The organism is Okeania sp. SIO3I5 (genome assembly GCF_010672085.1).
Classification (GTDB): Bacteria; Cyanobacteriota; Cyanobacteriia; order Cyanobacteriales; family Microcoleaceae; genus Trichodesmium.
Map to the genome: position 1 here is coordinate 1 of NZ_JAAHHT010000192.1, position 18,450 is coordinate 18,450.

Annotated in this window: 5 protein-coding genes; all 5 read right to left on the reverse strand. The window is 40.4% G+C overall.

Going from position 1 to position 18,450, the window contains the following annotated elements; translation table 11 throughout:
- Positions 1-2,041, reverse strand: a 2,041-nt coding sequence (locus F6K40_RS29845) for a type I polyketide synthase (protein ID WP_293141126.1), incomplete at its 3' end; no start/stop codon positions are given.
- A gap of 8 nt (positions 2,042-2,049) precedes the next feature.
- Positions 2,050-6,939 (reverse strand): type I polyketide synthase, encoded by a 4,890-nt coding sequence (locus F6K40_RS29850; protein WP_293141128.1) that lies wholly within the window; start codon positions 6,937-6,939, stop codon positions 2,050-2,052.
- Positions 6,940-6,991: 52 nt separating this feature from the next.
- Positions 6,992-10,519, reverse strand: coding sequence for a non-ribosomal peptide synthetase (locus F6K40_RS29855; RefSeq protein WP_293141130.1), 3,528 nt, complete (start codon positions 10,517-10,519; stop codon positions 6,992-6,994).
- A complete protein-coding gene (locus F6K40_RS29860; RefSeq protein WP_293141132.1) occupies positions 10,516-17,238 on the reverse strand; it encodes a type I polyketide synthase in 6,723 nt (2,240 codons plus the stop codon). The genes F6K40_RS29855 and F6K40_RS29860 overlap by 4 nt, the downstream gene beginning before the upstream one ends.
- Positions 17,239-17,475: 237 nt before the next feature.
- On the reverse strand, positions 17,476-18,450 hold a 975-nt coding region (locus tag F6K40_RS29865; protein ID WP_293141134.1), incomplete at its 5' end, for a beta-ketoacyl reductase.

Genomic DNA, 18,450 nt, shown 5'->3' on the forward strand with positions numbered 1-18,450 from the left:
CTTCCGCTACTGTTGCTGCTACATATTCACCCACACTATGACCCATGACTACATCTGGCTTAATCCCCCAGGATTCCCAGAGTTTATATAAGGCATATTCTATGGCAAACAAAGCAGGTTGGGTATAAGCTGTTTGTTCCAATAGAGATTCGTCTGCTTCTGGTGAATAGATAACTTCCAGTAGAGGCTTGTCTAAATAGGGTTGTAAAATTTCTGCGCACTGTTCTAGAGCATTTCTAAAGGTCGGTTGACTCTCATACAGTTGTTGACTCATGCCCACATATTGAGAACCCTGACCTGTGAATAACATTGCCACTTTGGGGGATTGACTGCTACTCACTACCCCACTCACTAGACCATTTAGTTCTTCCCCTTTGCCAAAAGCCTTGAGCTTCTCTTGTAACTCCTCTTTTGTCTCCGCCACCAGACTCAACCGATGACTATAAGACAACCTTCCAGTATTAGCTGTGAAGCATATATTCGCCAGTGCTTGCTCCGGATGACTCTCTAGATGTTGGCTGTAGCTTTGAGCTAGCTGGTACAATGCTTCTTCGCTCTTGGCAGATAACCCCAATATGTGCAATGGTCTTTCCCTGTCTACCTGAGGATTTTCTGGTAGAGATGGTGCTTCCTCCAGGATTACATGGGCGTTCGTCCCCGTAAACCCAAATGAACTTACTCCAGCCAACCGACGACCCGATATCTCCCACGGTGTCAGTTCTTGTGGTACTTGCATCCAAGGCTGCCAGTCAATCTTAGGGTTGCGCTGGTCTAAGTGCAAATGGGCTGGCAGGAGTCGATGCTGTAATGATAATATCACCTTAATTAGTCCCGACACTCCCGCAGCCGCTTCTAAATGACCAATGTTTGTCTTCACCGAGGCTATCCACAGAGGGAAATCTGGAGTACGATCCTCTTTCAAGGCTTCTATTGCTGCATTTACCTCTATGGGGTCTCCCAAGGATGTCCCCGTACCATGAGCCTCCAAATAACTAATCTCATAAGGCTTGATCTGTGCTTGAGCCAGAGCTTGCTTAATCAGCCGTTGTTGAGACTGTCCATTGGGTACTGTCAAACCACTACTTGGTCCATCCTGATTAACTGCACTCCCCCGAATCAGTGCCAAAATAGTGTCTCCATCACGCTGTGCATCACTCAGACGCTTGAGCAGCACCATACCACAGCCCTCTCCCCTTCCAAAACCATCTGCTGAGACATCAAATGTCTTACACTGCCCATCGGCGGAAATCATTCTGGCTCTGGAAGCGCCAATAAAGGAGTCTGGGGTCAAATGTAGTTTCACTCCTCCTGCCAGAGCCATATTACATTCTCCCAGTCGCAAACTATTGCTGGCTTGATGGATTGCCACTAGGGATGAGGAGCAAGCAGTGTCAATGGTAACCGCCGGTCCGATGAACCCAAAGGTGTAAGCCAAACGACCTGCAGCGCTGGATAAAGTATTACCAGTTGCTGCATAGGTGACTAATGGACTCTCTGGCTCTTGCTCCAAGTGCTGTAGGATTAACTGTTCGTAGTCATGACCATCATTACCTACAAACACCCCTACTGGTGCTTCATCCAGCCGCTCTAACACTTGTCCTGCTTGCTCTAGTGCTTCCCAGCTCACTTCTAATAGTAGGCGGTGTTGAGGATCTATTGCTACAGCTTCACGGGGGGAAATACCGAAAAAGCCAAGGTCAAATTGCTCAACATCATTAATAAAGTATCCGTAACGGGTGAGCATCTTACCCGAAGCACTTGGATCGGGGTTGTAGTAAGCTTCAATGTCCCATCGCTCTCGTGGGACTTCCGTTCTCGCACTTAAGCCCCTTTCCAACAACTGCCAAAACTTTTCTGGATTAGACGCATCTCCAGGAAACCGACAACTCATGCCAATAATCGCTATGGGTTCGTGCAAAGTATTATTCAGCTTAGTCTCTAGTTTCTTTAGAGCTAATGTTGCTTTTTGTAAAGGAGATAGTTGCTTAATCTGATCTTTTTCGGTCAATACTCGATCTTTTTGAGTGAATTGATTTGACATAACTTTATTTAATTGATTATTGCTTCCAATATTTGGTCGATTGAGCCCTCAAGTTCCAGATCGGATGATTGCTCAATCTCTGCTACAAGGTTAGTTTCCAAAGAATCGCCTTCTTGTTTATATTGATCGGTCTCAGGCTTAAAAAGGCCAACTGCGACAAGGTGCTGGTCGATTATGTATTTCTCCAACTTTTCAATGTTGGGAAAATCGAAGGTCAAAGTTGGAGGTAAATTCACTCCCAAAAGCTTGAGCAATCGGTTCTGTAAATCTATCGCCATCAACGAGTCCATCCCCATCTCAAAAAATCCTACCTTTGGACTTGGTTTGTTTGTGATGGGTAAACCCAAGACCTGGGCAACTTCCTCTTGTAGTATTTGTCGGAGCAATTTCCTTCTCTGAGTGTCAGCTACAGCCTCTAACCGTTGTCGTAAACTATTCTGTTTCAATGTATCGTGTTCTGTCAATTCCTCCTTCTGTAATAATTCTCGTAGTAATGAACTTTTTTTGATAGCACTCCAATATTCTGCTAATAACGACCAATTTACAGATATTACACCCACTTGATCCTTAGCAGATTGATTTCCTAACAGTAAATCCAAGGCATACATTCCTTCTTTTGGGGCAATCTCACTGATCCCACTACTATGAATGCGATTTTGATGATCCACTGCTAAACGAGCAGCCATACCCCCAGATGCCCATGTTCCCCAATTCACAGCTAATCCTGATAATCCTATGCTACGACGATAACCAGCTACAGCATCCATAAAGGCATTGGCCGCAGCATAATTTCCTTGAGCAGGGGAACCTATTAAGGAAGCTATTGAGGAGAAACAGACAAAGAAATCTAATGGCTGATTTTCTGTTAATTTATGTAAGTTCCAAGTTCCTATCACTTTTGGTGACATTACTTTGGCAAAACGCTCCCAATTCATCTGTTGTATGGTTCCATCATCTACCACTCCTGCTGCATGAATTATTCCTTTTAGTTTTGGTAAAGATGCCTCAATATAATCCCAAATTTTGGCTATGTCTTCTTCCACAGAAACATCTCCTAACAAAATCTTGACTAGGCATCCTGCTTGTTCTAATTTTTCTATGGATTCAGTTACTTTTTGTGAAGGAGGGCGACGCCCAGTTAAGACAATATTTTTCGCTCCCTTGGATACTAACCATTGGGCAGTATGTAATCCTAAAGCTCCTAATCCTCCTGTTATTAAGTAACTACCTTCTGATGATATCCATAGGGGTTGAGGAAATCCTTGAGGTTTTTGATTGGCCAGACGAGCCACATAGGACATTTCTCCCCGTAAAGCTAGATTATCTTCTTTTTGTTCATTGACTAACAATTGCCACAGCATTTCTATTTCGTCTGCTTTTGGATATTGTGGGTCTAGGTCTACTAATCCTCCCCATAATTGGGGATTTTCTAGGGATACTGCTCTACCTAACCCCCACAGAGGCGATGCCGCTAATCCTGTTATATTATTTTCGGTTTTTGATAATACTGATTGAGACCCACGGGTTATTAGCCATAGTTGGGTACTGCTACTGTTTTTGAGTAGAGTTTGTAACAGGTTTACCACACTGCCACATCCCCATAATTGGCTTTCTTCTAATGTGTTAATGGTTAAATCTTTTGATTCGGGTACGTCTAGACTCCACAAATGAATTAGCTTTGTCATGGGAGTTTGAGTATTTTTTTGAATTTCTTGATACAGTTTTTCAAATTCTTCTGGAATATTTGGGTTGAGTTTATAAGTATCTGTTGTTTGTTTTTGATAATTCTGGCCTCGATAAACTAGGCTGTATTTATGACCCTGTTGTTGTAATTTTTGGGCTAATTTTTCCCCTACTCCTGTGGTATCGGCGAAAATCAACCAATGACTAGGTTTAATGTTTGTTGTTGAGTTGGTTTTTGTTAAGGGTTTCCACTGAATTTCATAGAACCAATTTTTTACAGTTACTGCTGCTAATTGTTCCTGATGTTGTTTGGCTAATACTTCTAATATTTCTGGTAAGAGTTTGAGTTGTTCTGATGAAAAGTTTACAGATTTTTCTAGTTGTTGAGTGAGTACTTCTGTTTTTCCTTGACTGAGTAGTTTCACAATTAGAGTCTCGCCAATATTTTCTAACTGATGTTGTTTGTGTTGATTTTCTGTTCTTTCTACCCAATATCTTTGTCGTTGAAATGGATATGTAGGCAATGGTACTTTCTGACGAGTATAATCAGATTCAAACCCTGCCCAGTCTACTTTGACTCCCTGTACATATAACTGTCCTAAACTTGAAAGCATCTGTTGCCATTCATTGTTTAAAAGCGCAGTATCCTCTAACCTCCCCCTTTCTAAGGGGGACAGGAGGGGGATTTTATTCGGACGCAACGATGGCAACCAAACACCAACCTCTGCCGATAGACATTGCCTTCCCATTCCCAACAACACTGCTTTTGGTCCGATTTCTAGGAATAACTTATATCCTTGCTGATGCAAAGTTTCCATACTTTGAGCAAACTTCACTGGTTGCAATATATGATTTACCCAATATTTGGCTGTGGCAATACTATTGTCTGCCATTGACCCCGTCGTATTAGATATCAGTGATATCCGAGGTTGACTATAGGTTATTTCTTTAGCTACCGCTTCAAACTCGGCCAACATTGGTTCCATTAACGGTGAATGGAATGCATGGGACACTTGTAGAGCTTTTGTCTTGATTCCGTCTAATTCTAGATTTTTAACAATGGTATCTATAGCTTCTACTTCACCAGAAATCACGACGCTTTCCGGTCCATTGATAGCAGCAATCGCTATTTTATCTTGGTGTGGAGTAATTAGGTGACGAAGTTTCGCCTCTGATGCCATCACCGAAACCATCTTTCCATTTGCAGGCAACTTTTGCATTAATTGTCCCCGCATCGCAATTAGTTTTAAACCATCCTCTAAACTAAATATTCCTGCTACTGTTGCTGCTACATATTCTCCTACACTATGACCCATAACTACATCTGGTTGGATTCCCCAGGATTGCCATAATTGAGCTAAAGCGTATTCAATAGCAAATAAAGCAGGTTGGGTGTAATCAGTTCTATCTAGTAGAGATGATGCTTCATCAATTTCTTCTGGGTTTTGAGGATAGATTACTTGTAAAAGTGACTTTCCTAGATAAGGTTCTAATATTTGGCTGCACTGGTCGATCGCTTGACAGAAAACTGGTTGTGTTTCATACAATTGCCTACCCATGTTTACATACTGAGAACCTTGACCAGTAAATAGGAAGGCCACCTGTGCTATCTTAGTCCTAGGTATTTCTCCAGAAAAAATTTCTGTTGCTTGGGGATCTTTAATTTTTTCTAGTAGTTCTTGTTGGTTGGAAGCAGTAACAGCTAGGCGATGGTTAAAATGAACGCGCCCTGTATTAGCTGTATAACAAATGTCAGCAATTGCTAATTCCTGATGAATTTCAAGATACCCTTGATAACGGTCTCTCAGTTGTTTGAGTGCTTCTGGGGTTTTGGCTGAAAGGGTTAATATATGAACTGGACGCTCTGGGGAATTTTCTTTCTTAATTGATTCTGGAGCTTCTTCCAAGATTACATGAGCGTTTGTGCCTCCAATACCAAAAGAACTAACCCCTGCTCTACGAGGAGTTCCATTCGTTTTCCATTCTGAAAGAGTAGCATTAACATACAATGGACTGTTCGCAAAATCTATGTTAGGGTTTGGCTGTTCAAAATGTAGGGTTGGTGGTAGTAATTTATGCTTGAGAGCTAAAACAGTTTTTATCAGTCCTGCTACTCCTGCCGCTGTATCTAAATGACCCATATTGCTTTTCAGGGAACCAATGGCACAGAAACCCTTCTTTTCTGTACTATACCTAAAAGCTTGGGTCAGAGCTGCAATTTCCACCGGATCTCCCAACTCTGTACCTGTGCCATGAGCCTCTATGTATGAAATTGTCTCTGGATCTACTCCAGCAAGAGCATGAGCTTCTGCAATAACTTCTGCTTGACCTTCTATGCTAGGTGCAGTGTAGCCCACTTTCAAGGAACCATCATTATTAATCGCCGAACCCTTTATGATTGCTTGGATAGAATCGCCATCTGCGATCGCGCTATTTAGTCGCTTTAGAAGTACAATCCCAACACCATCACCTGGTATTGTACCCTTCCCTTTAGCATCAAAAGTTCGACAGTGTCCATCAGGAGAGAAAATCAAGCCCTCTTGATACAAATGTCCAGCATTCTGGGGAATATGGATAGAGATACCACCAGCAAGAGCTAGATCGCATTCCCCATTGAGTAAACTTTGGCAAGCCAGATGGACTGCAACCAATGAAGTTGAACAAGCAGTTTGAACGTTGATTGCAGGTCCTTTTAAATTTAGCTTGTAAGCGACACGAGTTGCCAGGAAATCTTTATCACTCCCAATCATTAGCTGATAAGAGTCCAATAGATTATCACTATCGTGGTTGGGATAAAGATTATTCAACAAGTAGTAGTTCATGCCAATACCAGAATAAACTCCTATCAAACCTTCATAGGTATCTGGATTGTAACCACCCTTTTCTATTGTTTCCCAAGCACATTCAAGAAACAAACGTTGTTGCGGATCCATGTATTCAGCTTCCTTGCGACTATAGCCAAAGAAATTAGCATCAAACATATCGATGTCTGACATCACAGCACGGGCTTTGACATAGTTAGGATTATTAATTAATTCAGCTTCAACACCAGATTCTAGCAATTCTCGATCTGAAAAAAAAGAGATAGATTCAACACCATCCTTAAGATTCTGCCAAAATTGATTGGTGTCTTCTGCTTGTGGAAAACGACCAGACATGGCAATTATTGCTATACCTTGATCGTCTATTAAATTTTCTTCATATTCTGGGTTCATTTTTTTTAATATTCACTATAAATTAATTGCTATTGACTTAAATTAAATATAATCAATCTCTGACTTGATATCTAGAACGATGCTTTTTCCTGCGTTCTAGCCTTTGTTTCATCATGCTTTTACCTTCTTTTAAGTTAGTATCACGGACATTACGTGCTTCCTTGGAATCATTGTTACTAATACTTTCACCTTTTATATACTGACTTAAAATATAAATAGTTGGATATTTTAAAAGATCGACCACTTGCAATTGTATTTTCAATATTTTTTGAAGTTTAGCACTTACCTTTATCAAAAGTAAAGAGTTTCCTCCTATTTCAAAAAAATTATCATAAATTCCTACTTTTTCTAGTTGCAGCACATCTTGCCAAACCTCAGCAATCTGTTGTTCTGTTTCCGATTTAGGTGCGACATATTCAGTCTGAGATAGATTACTTATGTCAGGGTTTGGCAACTTTTTACGGTCTACCTTCCCGTTAGGTGTCAGTGGAAATTCTGACAACATCACATACCCATTTGGCAACATATACTTTGGCAACCGCTGATCCAGATACTCCCTCAACTGTGGTATTAGTTGTTTAGCAACCACAGAAGCTAATAGTTCGGGGTTGGTGGAGGCAGTTTGAGTTTCGGGTACTATGTATGCTAATAAACGTCGATCTTCGTTTGGCTTGTCTTCTCTTGCTACTACTACTGTTTCTTTAACTTGAGGGCATGAATTGATAACTGCTTCTATTTCTTCTATTTCAATGCGGAAACCTCTGATTTTTACTTGGTGGTCTATTCTACCCAGGAATTCGATGTTGCCATCCCCTAAGTAATGAGCCAAATCCCCTGTCTTGTATAGTTTTGAGTTTTCACATCCCAACTTATTAGGGAGGAGTGGGTTAATGTTTGAGTTGTCAAAGGGGTTGGGGATAAATCTCTGATTTGTTAAATCCTCTCGGTTGAGATACCCACGAGCTAAACCAACACTACCTATATAAATTTCACCAGGTACTCCTATGGGTACTGGTTGTAAATTTCTATCTAGGATGTAGATTTGAGTATTGCCGATCGGGCGACCTATGGGTGGTACTGAACACTCTGGCGAGCATTCAGCCATGGTGGCACATACTGTTGATTCTGTTGGTCCGTAGGCGTTCACAAATTGTCGCCCCACAGACCACTGAGATATTAGCTCTGGTGGGCAAGCTTCTCCTGCTACCACTATGGTCTTTAAAGAAGGTAATTCCTCTCTCGGCATAACTGCCAGAGCGGAGGGGGGTATCGTGATATGGGTAATTTTGTTCTCCCGCAACCACTGACTCAAACCTGCTCCTGGCATTAAGGTATCTCGACTACCTAGATACAAACTGGCTCCTGAACCTAAAGCCATAACTATTTCCCAGATGGAGGCATCGAAACTTAATGATGCGAACTGAACGACTCTGCTATTTGAGCTGACTTGAAACTCTTGCATTTGAACTGTAGCCAGATTAGACAATCCCTTGTGTTCTATCAACACTCCTTTCGGTTTACCTGTGGAACCTGATGTATAAATTACATAAGCTAAATTTTGGGGGCTGACTTCACTGTTAACTTTTTCTGGTGTTTCAGTTGCTATTTTTTCCCAATCTCTATCTAGAAAAACTACTTGGGCTTGATTTTTGGGGAGTTGAGCTAATAATTTTTCTTGAGTTAGTAACACTGACACTTGAGAGTCAGCGAACATATACTCTAGGCGTTCTTGGGGATAGGTAGGATCTAAAGGCACATAAGCACCTCCTGCTTTGAGTATGGCTAATAAACCTACTATCATCTCTACTGAACGCTCTACGCATATTCCCACTAGGGTTTCTGGAACTACTCCCAATTTTTGCAAAGAATGTGCTAGTTGATTAGCTTTGTTATTTAATTCCCAATAGGTCAGCTTTTGTTGTTCAAATACTACTGCTATTCCATTTGGGTTTTTTTCTACGTGCTGTTCAAATAACTGATGGATACATTTGTCAGCAGGATAATCTTTTTTGGTGTTGTTCCATTCTACTAACATCTGCTGTTGTTCGGCTTCACTTAACAGAGGAAGTTCTACTACTCTCTGTTCTGGATTACTCACAATTCCTACTAACAAATTCTGAAAATGATCGGCGATTCGGGCAATAGTCTGCTCATCAAATAGGTCAGTATTGTACTTTAATGACCCAGTTACATGAGAGTCTTCTTCCACCATTTCTAGGAACAAATCGAACAAACTTTCATACTGCTCGAATATAAATGATTCTACTTTAAGTTCTCCCAAATCTACTATACCTTTGGCGCTACTAAAGAACAACTTTCGTATATCTTGAGATTGCTGTTGCACGAAGTTCTGTAGCACAAAGGCAACTTGGAAAATGGGGGAACGGCTGGGATCTCGTGGTGGTTGTAACTTTTCTACCAATAACCCAAAGGGATAATCTTGATGACCTAGTGCCTCAAGCACTGTGTGACGTACTCTGGAGAGGAAGTCTGTAAAACCAGGATTCCCTGACAAGTCTGCCCTCATCACCACTGAATCAACAAAGTAACCCACGATCGGGGTAAACTCTGCTTTATTTCTGCCGAAAGTGGGAGAACCTACTAGAATATCCTCTTGATCGCTATAACGAGACAGAAGTATTTGAAAAACCGCTAAGAGGACCATGTAAAGAGTAGCTCCTTCTTTTTGAGCCAGTGTCTTCAGTTCTTGAGTTAGCTTTTCAGATAACTTTAAGGGGTAGCTACCACCGTTATAGGTCTGTATTGGTGGTCGTTGTCTATCTGTAGGCAAATTTAATACAGGTAATTCTCCAGCCAGTTTTTTTTGCCAGTAGTTCCATAGCTTTTCTCCCTCTTGACTTTCTATTAACTTCTTTTGCCAACGAACATAATCTTGGTAAGAGTGCTTCAGTTCTGGTAGAGATGCTTTGATACCAGCACGTTGAGCTTGGTATACTTGTAGCATTTCTTTAATAATCAAATTCATTGACAAACCATCCCAGGCAATGTGGTGGATCGTTAGCAATAAAACCTGCTCTTGCTCCGAGCAAGTGAACCACCTGACCCGCATTACTGGTTCTTTCTCCAAGTCAAAGGGATGTTGATGAGCTTCTGTAACTCTTTTGTGCAGTTCATCTTCACTCCAGTTAGTAGCATCAATCTGCAAGAAATCTAGCTCTTGATCTTGATGTAGTTGTAAGACTGGTTCTTCGCTAACTTTCGGAAATGTACTCCGCAGTAGCGGATGGCGTTGCCTTAGCACTTCAAAGGTTTGCTGCAAAGTAATTATATCTGCTTGGGAGTAAATGCGAATTGCAAATGATAAATTATAATGATGACCCTGAGGTGCTAGTTGCCATAAAAACCACATATTTTTTTGACCGTAGGAAAGAGGATATACTTCTAATATATTTGGTTGTTCCTGTAGTATTTGTAAAATTTGAGTTTTGTATTGCTTCAGTTGGGCAATAACATCAGGAGTTAATACCTCTTGGGAACCTCCAGTACGCAACTTGTCCCCATCACACCATAATTTTACCCCTTTAAGAGAGATATCTTGTAAAAATTCAACTAAGTTCATAGTTCCACCTCTATCCAATTGTTATCTTTGACATTATTTGGCTCAACTTTTCCTTGATTATTTGATTCAAGGGTTTGATTTTGATCTGTATGAATCAGTTGTTGCTTCACCTCAGTTGCTAGAAGTTGAATCGTTATTCCTTCCATAAATCTGGTAGCTGGAATATCCGCCCCTAGCTCAGTTTGCATCTGATTTCGCAATTCCACAGCCATCAATGAGTCAAGTCCCATCATAATTAGAGATTTTTCTAACTCTATTTGAGAAACTGTCATACCCATAATATGAGCAATTTTGCTTTGGAGATAAGAAGTCAATAGCTTTTCTTGTTCCCCATCTGAAGCTAGATTTAGCTGCTCTAAAATCTGATAATTCTGATTCTGTTCTACCGATGATTTTGTGCTGAAAGCTTCTAAATATCTGAGTTTTCCTAATCCAGGCATCTGTCTAAAAAACTCAGACCAATTAACTGGAAACACCCCTACTTGATTTTGAGAGCTTGATAACAATGAACCTAATGCCAGCATTCCCGATTCAGCTTCAATGGCCATTACTCCACTACTCTGCATCCGGTTTTGATGTTCCCTTGCTAAACGAGCAGCCATTCCTGCTGTCGCCCATGCTCCCCAGTTAATACTTAATCCTGGTAATCCCTGGCCTCGACGATAGTTGGCGATCGCATCCATAAAACCATTGGCCGCAGCATAGTTTCCTTGGCCAAAATTTCCTAACATGGAAGCCATGGAGGAGAAGCACACAAAGAAATCTAAAGGTAAATCCTGAGTTAGTTGATGTAAATACCAGGTTCCTGAAACCTTGGGAGCCATTACTTTTGTAAATTTCTCCCAGGTCATTTTTTGTAATACCCCGTCATCCAACACCCCTGCAGCATGAATTATTCCTTTCAGTGGAGGTAAGGAAGTAGATATTCCTTCTAAGATTTTCATCACAGACTCTTTAGTTGAAATATCCCCTAACAAAACACTTACTGATGCTCCCGCTGCTTCTAATTCTTCTATAACTTTTTGTGCATTTTCATTCGGATTCCGACGCCCAGTTAATACTATATTTTTAGATCCTGCTTTCACCATCCATTGGGCTACTTCTAACCCTAAAGCTCCCAAACCTCCTGTAATCAAATAACTGGCTTCTGATTTTATAGATTTTTGCTCATCTCCTGTTTCTGGCAGAGAAACTACCACTTTTCCTATATGCTTACCTTGCTGCATAAATCGGAAAGCAGCTTTTACTTCTGTATTCGGGAATACTTTATAAGATAATGCTTTGAGTTTTCCTGACTGACATTGCTGGTTCAATTGTACTGAAAATTCCGCCATTAAACCTGGTTGTTGTTGAATCATCAGTCCAATATCAAAAGGCAAATAATCAACATCTGGCCGTTTCTCCATCACCTTTTGTTGATCCCAAATTCCGATTTTGCCAATTTCTACAAATCGTCCTTTTTTCTCTAAAACCGCAAAACTCTTATCAATGAAATCTCCATTAAGACTATTTAAAACTATATCTACACCTTCTCCCTGAGTAATAGTCATAATTTCATCCGCAAAATCTAAAGTACGGGAATTCATTATGTGTTTTATTCCCATAGATTTGAGAAACTCCCACTTGGGAGGACTTGCTGTCGCGAATACTTCTGCTCCTACCCCCAGTGCTATTTGAACTGCTGCTTGCCCTACACCACCAGCAGCAGCATGAATTAATACCTTATCTCCTGGCTGAATTTTCGCTAAATTTTGTAATCCATAGTAAGCTGTAGCAAAAGTCAATGGTAAAGTTGCTGCTTCCGTAAAACTCATATTTTTCGGTTTAGCCATCACTTGATCGGCACTGGTAGTAACAAAGCTACTAAACCCATTATGAACTATAGTCATCACCTCATCTCCCACCTGCCACTGAGACACATTTTCTCCCACAGATGCAATAACCCCTACACATTCCAAACCAAAATTGAGTTGAGCTACATCAGTAATACCTAATACCTCAGCATAATACTCTTTCAGTAATCCCAAAGAGTTGAGTACATCTCGGAAGTTTAAACCTGCTGCTTTGACTTCAATTTCTACTTCATTCTCTTGTGGAGGACGGCGCTGCATTACCTGCCAGTTGAGTTTGTCTATCAGTCCGTATTCAGACAACTTCAATTCTACTGGTTGATTTTCTAATCCTAATTCTTCCTCTGAGCTAATTTTCTGCTTTTGTTGCCGTACTAATCTAGCTACATAACGAACTCCCTGACGAATTGCTATTTGATCTTCATTATCTTGAGAAAATAGTTCATCTACTAAAATTGGGACCATTTCTGCAAAGTTCGATGTGGAGTCTAAGTCTATTCGTCCACACTTTAATTCTGGGTGTTCGAGATTAATAACACGGCCTAATCCCCATAAACTTCCTTGTTGGGGTTGCACCACTTCTGCTGCATCGAATACATTCTGACTTCCTTGAGTCACTAACCACATCGGTATGGCATTACTTAATCCAGCTTGAACTAAAGCTTGCAGTAAATGTAACGTTGTGGCACAACCAAGTTCTTGAGCTGTTTGTAAATCCTCAGTTTCATTTAGACTCCATAAGTGCAAAATCCCCTGAATATCTAAATTATCTTGGAGCAGTTTGGAGAATTGTTCGGCAACAGTAGGATTAATTTGATAATGTTGAGCATCTAATTGTTGATACTCGGTACCTGGGGATACCAAAATATAGTCTTGTCCTCTTTGTTGTAAATCCTGCCCGATAGACTCTACCAATTCATCAGTAAGAGCAAATATTAACCATTTACCAGCATTTTTACTAGATTTTGCAGTTTCTGTTAAAGGTTGAGGTTCCCAGTTAATTTCATAATACCAATCGCTCAAATCTGCATCCAGTGTCATTAGTAATGCTTTGGGATTTGCTTTCCTACCCTCAAAACCATTTACCTCAGCTACTAATTTTCCAGTTTTGTCAAATAATTGGATTTCGGCTTTCAGAAGTTTTTCCTCCGATCCCCCTTCTTTCAATCCACGGGTATAACACCAAAGCAAATCATTCTCAGGGCGTTGATAAAAAGTAAACTTCTCAATACTGAAGGGCACAAAAGTTTCACTTTGATCTCCAGCAAGACTGAGATTCAGTGCAGCTACTGACTGGAAACATGAGTCAATTAAAGCTGGATGTATTTGGTACTTCAGAGCATCTAAGATTGTCTCGGGTACTTTCATTTGACAGAGAATTTCTCCTTCTCCTAGCCATACCTGATGTATCCATCTAAAACTCTGTCGTAATTGAACTTGTCTATCCCATAGATTCTGATAAATTTCTGTGCTTTCTATTTTTTGACTACAACGAAATTGAATTTCGGCAATAGTTTCTAGAGAATTGGTTTTCCAAGCATTAGTAGGATAAATTTTTCCTGTGGCATGAACAGCCCAAGAATTATTATCGGAGCTATCAAAACTAATTACCTGAAATGAATATGAACTATCCTGTGGAGTTAAAGCTACCTGAACATTACGCATTCCTTGTTCGGGAATCGCTAGAGCTTGGGGAAACAGTATATCTTCCAGTTCACATCCAGTGGCAGAAAATGTTAGAGAAGCGCTTGCTAATAACAAAGAAAGGTGACTAGCTCCAGGAACTACTACTTTTTCATAGATTTGGTGATCTGCTAAAAATGGTAGGGCATTGGTGCTAAACTCTGATTCAAAAAAGATATCTTTTGATAATGGAGATTGAAACTTGCGATTAATCAGAGGATGAAGTTTGCTGGCAGATATACTTTGAGCATTGGTAGTTTCCACCCAATATTTCTCTCGCTGAAATGGATAAGTTGGCAAGATTACTTTTTGACGAACGTAATCTCGGTCAAAATCTGACCAACTTACTTTAACACCCTGTACATATAACTGTCCTAAACTTGAGAGTATCTGTTGCCATTCATTGTTCAAAAGCGAAGCATCCTCTACCTTCCCATCCTTAAAAAGCGAAGCATCCTCTGGCTTCCCCCTTTCCAAGGGGGACTGGAGGGGGATTTTAGGGGGACGTAATGACGGCAACCAAATACTACTTTCTTCTGGTATACATTGACGTCCCATCCCCAGCAATATTGGTTTTGGTCCAATTTCCAGGAATAATTGATATCCTTGTTCATTTATACTTTTCATACTCTGAAAGAATCTTACTGGTTGCCGGACATGACGCACCCAATATTCATAAGTAGCAATTTCTGCACCTACTTTTTCACCAGTGACATTAGAAATGAGTGGTATCTGAGGTTTACTGTAGGTTACTTCCTGAGCTACTGTTGCAAACTCGGCCAACATTGGCTCCATCAAAGGAGAGTGAAAAGCATGGGATACCTGTAATTTTTTAGTTTTAACTCCTTGGGATTCTAACTTACTACAAATGGTAGCGATCGCTTCACTTTCACCAGAAATCACGATACTTTCTGGTCCATTAACTGCTGCTATTGCTACTCTAGAACTATACTCGCCTATAGCTTCTATTACTTGAGATTCTGATGCTAACAAAGATACCATTTCACCACCGGAGGGTAATTGCTGCATCAACTTGCCCCGCATGGCAATTAATTTTAGACCATCCTCTAGACTAAATACTCCTGCTACTGTTGCTGCGACATATTCTCCCACACTGTGGCCTAGCGCCACATTAGGTTTAATCCCCCAAGATTCCCATAATTTAGCTAGGGCATATTCTATAGAAAATAAAGCAGGTTGGGTATAAGCTGTTTGGTCTAATAAACTTGACTTTTGTGCATCTTTAGGGTAAATAACTTCTAATAGAGGTACTTCCAGATAAGCTTCTAAAATTTCGTTGCATCGATCTAAAGCTTGACGGAAAGTTGGTTGCGTTTCATATAGTTGCCTTCCCATGTTCACATACTGGGAACCTTGGCCTGTGAATAGGAAAGCTATTTTCGGACTTTGGCTACCCCCATCTACTTGTCCATAATATACTCCTACTACTTCTTTCTTAGCTTTCCAGTCAACCAGTTTTTCTATTAATTCTTTTGGCTCAGAAGCGATAATTGCTAATCGATGATTAAAATTCCCTCTGCCTGTGTTAGCTGTGTAACATATATCTGGTAGAGATGTTCCATTATCTGGTAAGGACGTTCTATGGAACGTCCCTACATAATTTTGATAACTACTGACTAAATCTTCTAAAGCCTTTTCTGTCTGAGCTGATAAAGTTAATAAATGTAGCGATCGCTCTACTAAATCATCCCCCCTTTCAAAGGAGCGCTCTAAATCATCCCCCCCTTTCAAAGGGGGGGTAGGGGGGGATTCTTCTGAATTCTGACTTCTGACTTCATTCGGGGATTCTTCTAAGACAATATGAGCATTAGTACCACTAATAGCAAAAGAACTTACTCCGGCAATTCTTTTATCCCCCGACGATCGCCATGGTGTAAGTTCAGTAGGTACTTTAACAGGTGTATTTTCCCAATCAATATAAGGGCTAGGATTCACAAAATGTAAATGAGGAGCAATTTTTTGATGTTGCAGTTGTAAAATCACCTTAATAACACCCGCAATTCCCGCTGCTGCTTCTAAATGACCAATATTTGTTTTAACTGAAGCAATATGTAATGGATTTTCCCCATCCCGCCCTTGCTCAAATACGCTAGCTAAAGCTCTGACTTCCATCGGATCTCCGAGGGAAGTTCCTGTACCATGAGCTTCCACATAACTTACTTGATCCGGTTCTACTTTTGCTGCTTTCAGAGCTTGCCGAATCAGTTTTTCCTGAGCTAGTTTATTAGGCACTGTTAGTCCACTACTAGGCCCATCATGGTTAACTGCTGAACCACGAATTACTGCCTGGATATTGTCCCCATCTTTGACAGCATCCGATAAACGCTTAAGTACCACAATGCCACATCCTTCACCCCTACCATAACCATCAGCATTGGCATCAAAAGTTTTACACTTGCCATCGGGTGATAGAGCCTTTAATTTTGATAGGGCAGTTGTCACTTGAGGAGAAAGAATTAATTGAACTCCTCCAGCCAAAGCCAAATTAGATTCACCCTGACGCAGACTCTGACAAGCTTCATGTATAGCTACCAAAGAGGACGAACAAGCTGTATCTATTGCCATCGACGGGCCTTGCAATCCTAAGAAGTAAGATAACCTACCTGCTGCAAAACAAAATCCATTTCCTGTAGCATCATAAGGGCTAATATTTTCCACTTGGCTCAAACCCAAATTAGCATAATCATTTTGCCCGATACCCAGAAATACTCCTGTCTGAGTGTTTTCTAATTTCTGGGGATTAATACCAGCTCTTTCTAGAGCTTCCCAAGTTACTTCTAATATAAAACGTTGTTGTGGATCGAGGCTATGAGCTTCTCGGCCAGAAATACCGAAAAATTGTGGATCGAACCGATCTACTTGATCGACTAATGCTGCCTGCCGGATATACATTTTCCCTGGAGTATCAGGGTTTGGATCGTAGTAGGAATCTATATCCCAACGTTCTAATGGAATCTCCCTCACAGAGTCTTTACCATTAGATAATAATTCCCAAAAACTTTCTGGTGTATTGGCATTTCCAGGAAATCTACAGCCCATACCAATGATGGCGATCGCTTCACTTTTTGAACGCTCCATCATTTCCAATTTAGTTTCTGCTTGCTTTAAAGCTAAAAACATTTGTTTGGATAATGATAGTTGATCTTTTTTAGTAGTCGGTTCCATAAATTTCTAGCCTTAACCTAATTTGTTTTCAATATTTTTTATAGTTATATAGCACTACGCATTAAGGTTAGGATATTTCTAAATCCTGAAAGCCTTTAAAAGTCTGCTGTTCCCTTTTCCCTTTTCAAGTAGCCCGATAAAATCCACCTAATTGATCATTTTTCATACCTTTTTCCTCATTTTCTAAATTTTCTAAATCCCAAAATATATAGAAATAGATTTTTTTAAGATTAATTATTAGAGCATATTCTTAATTTTTTCCAGTTGTTGAGCTGCCAGAGCTTCAAAATCTTCTTCTGAAATATCTTCGATAACAGGCAATATCTCACCATCTGTTTCTGATACATCAGTCTGACTCAGATCGTCAGATAATGCACCATTTTCTGTTGTCTTCCATTCCATCAATTCCTGTATATGTAAAGACAACTTTGCAATTGTTGGATATTCCATAGCTATCGTCTCAGGTAAATTAACTTCTAGTTGATTTTGCAGTCGATTTTTTAATTCCACCACCATTAAAGAATCCATGCCCATTTCCATAAAGCCTAAATTTAGTTCTGGTAATTGAGATGAATTTAAACCTAATACCTGAGACACCTGCCCTCGAATGTGCTCGGTTAAAATTTCTTGACGTTCCTCTAATGAAGCTGTCTCTAATTTGGCTAAAATTTCTATTTTAACTTTTTGTTTCAGTGTATCATGTTCTGTCAATTCCTCCTTTTGTAATAATTCTCGTAGTAATGAACTTTTTTTGATACTATTCCAATGTTCTGCTAATAGGGACCAATTTACAGCTATTACACCTACCTGTCCAGGAAAAGTAGAGTATCCTCTGACTTCCCCGTTAGAAAGGGCGACTGGAGGGGGATAGACAGATTGATTTCCTAACAGTAAATCCAAGGCATACATTCCTTGTGTGGGGGGAATTTCACTTATTCCACTGGCCTGAATGCGATTTTGATGCTCCACTGCTAAACGAGAAGCCATCCCCCCAGATGCCCATGCTCCCCAATTAATTGCCAATCCTGATAATCCTTGGCTGCGACGATAACTAGCTAAAGCATCCATAAAGGCATTGGCTGCAGCATAATTTCCTTGGCCAGGGGAACCTATTAGGGAAACCATCGAGGAGAAACAGACAAAGAAATCTAGTGGTAAATTTTGAGTTAATTTGTGTAAGTGCCAAGTTCCTATTACTTTAGGCGACATTAC

Bases quoted from the DNA above. Each gene is read 5' to 3' on its own strand.
- F6K40_RS29860 (WP_293141132.1), bottom strand. From the start codon at position 17,238: ATGGAACCGACTACTAAAAAAGATCAACTATCATTATCCAAACAAATG.
- F6K40_RS29855 (WP_293141130.1), bottom strand. From the start codon at position 10,519: ATGAACTTAGTTGAATTTTTACAAGATATCTCTCTTAAAGGGGTAAAA.
- F6K40_RS29850 (WP_293141128.1), bottom strand. From the start codon at position 6,939: ATGAACCCAGAATATGAAGAAAATTTAATAGACGATCAAGGTATAGCA.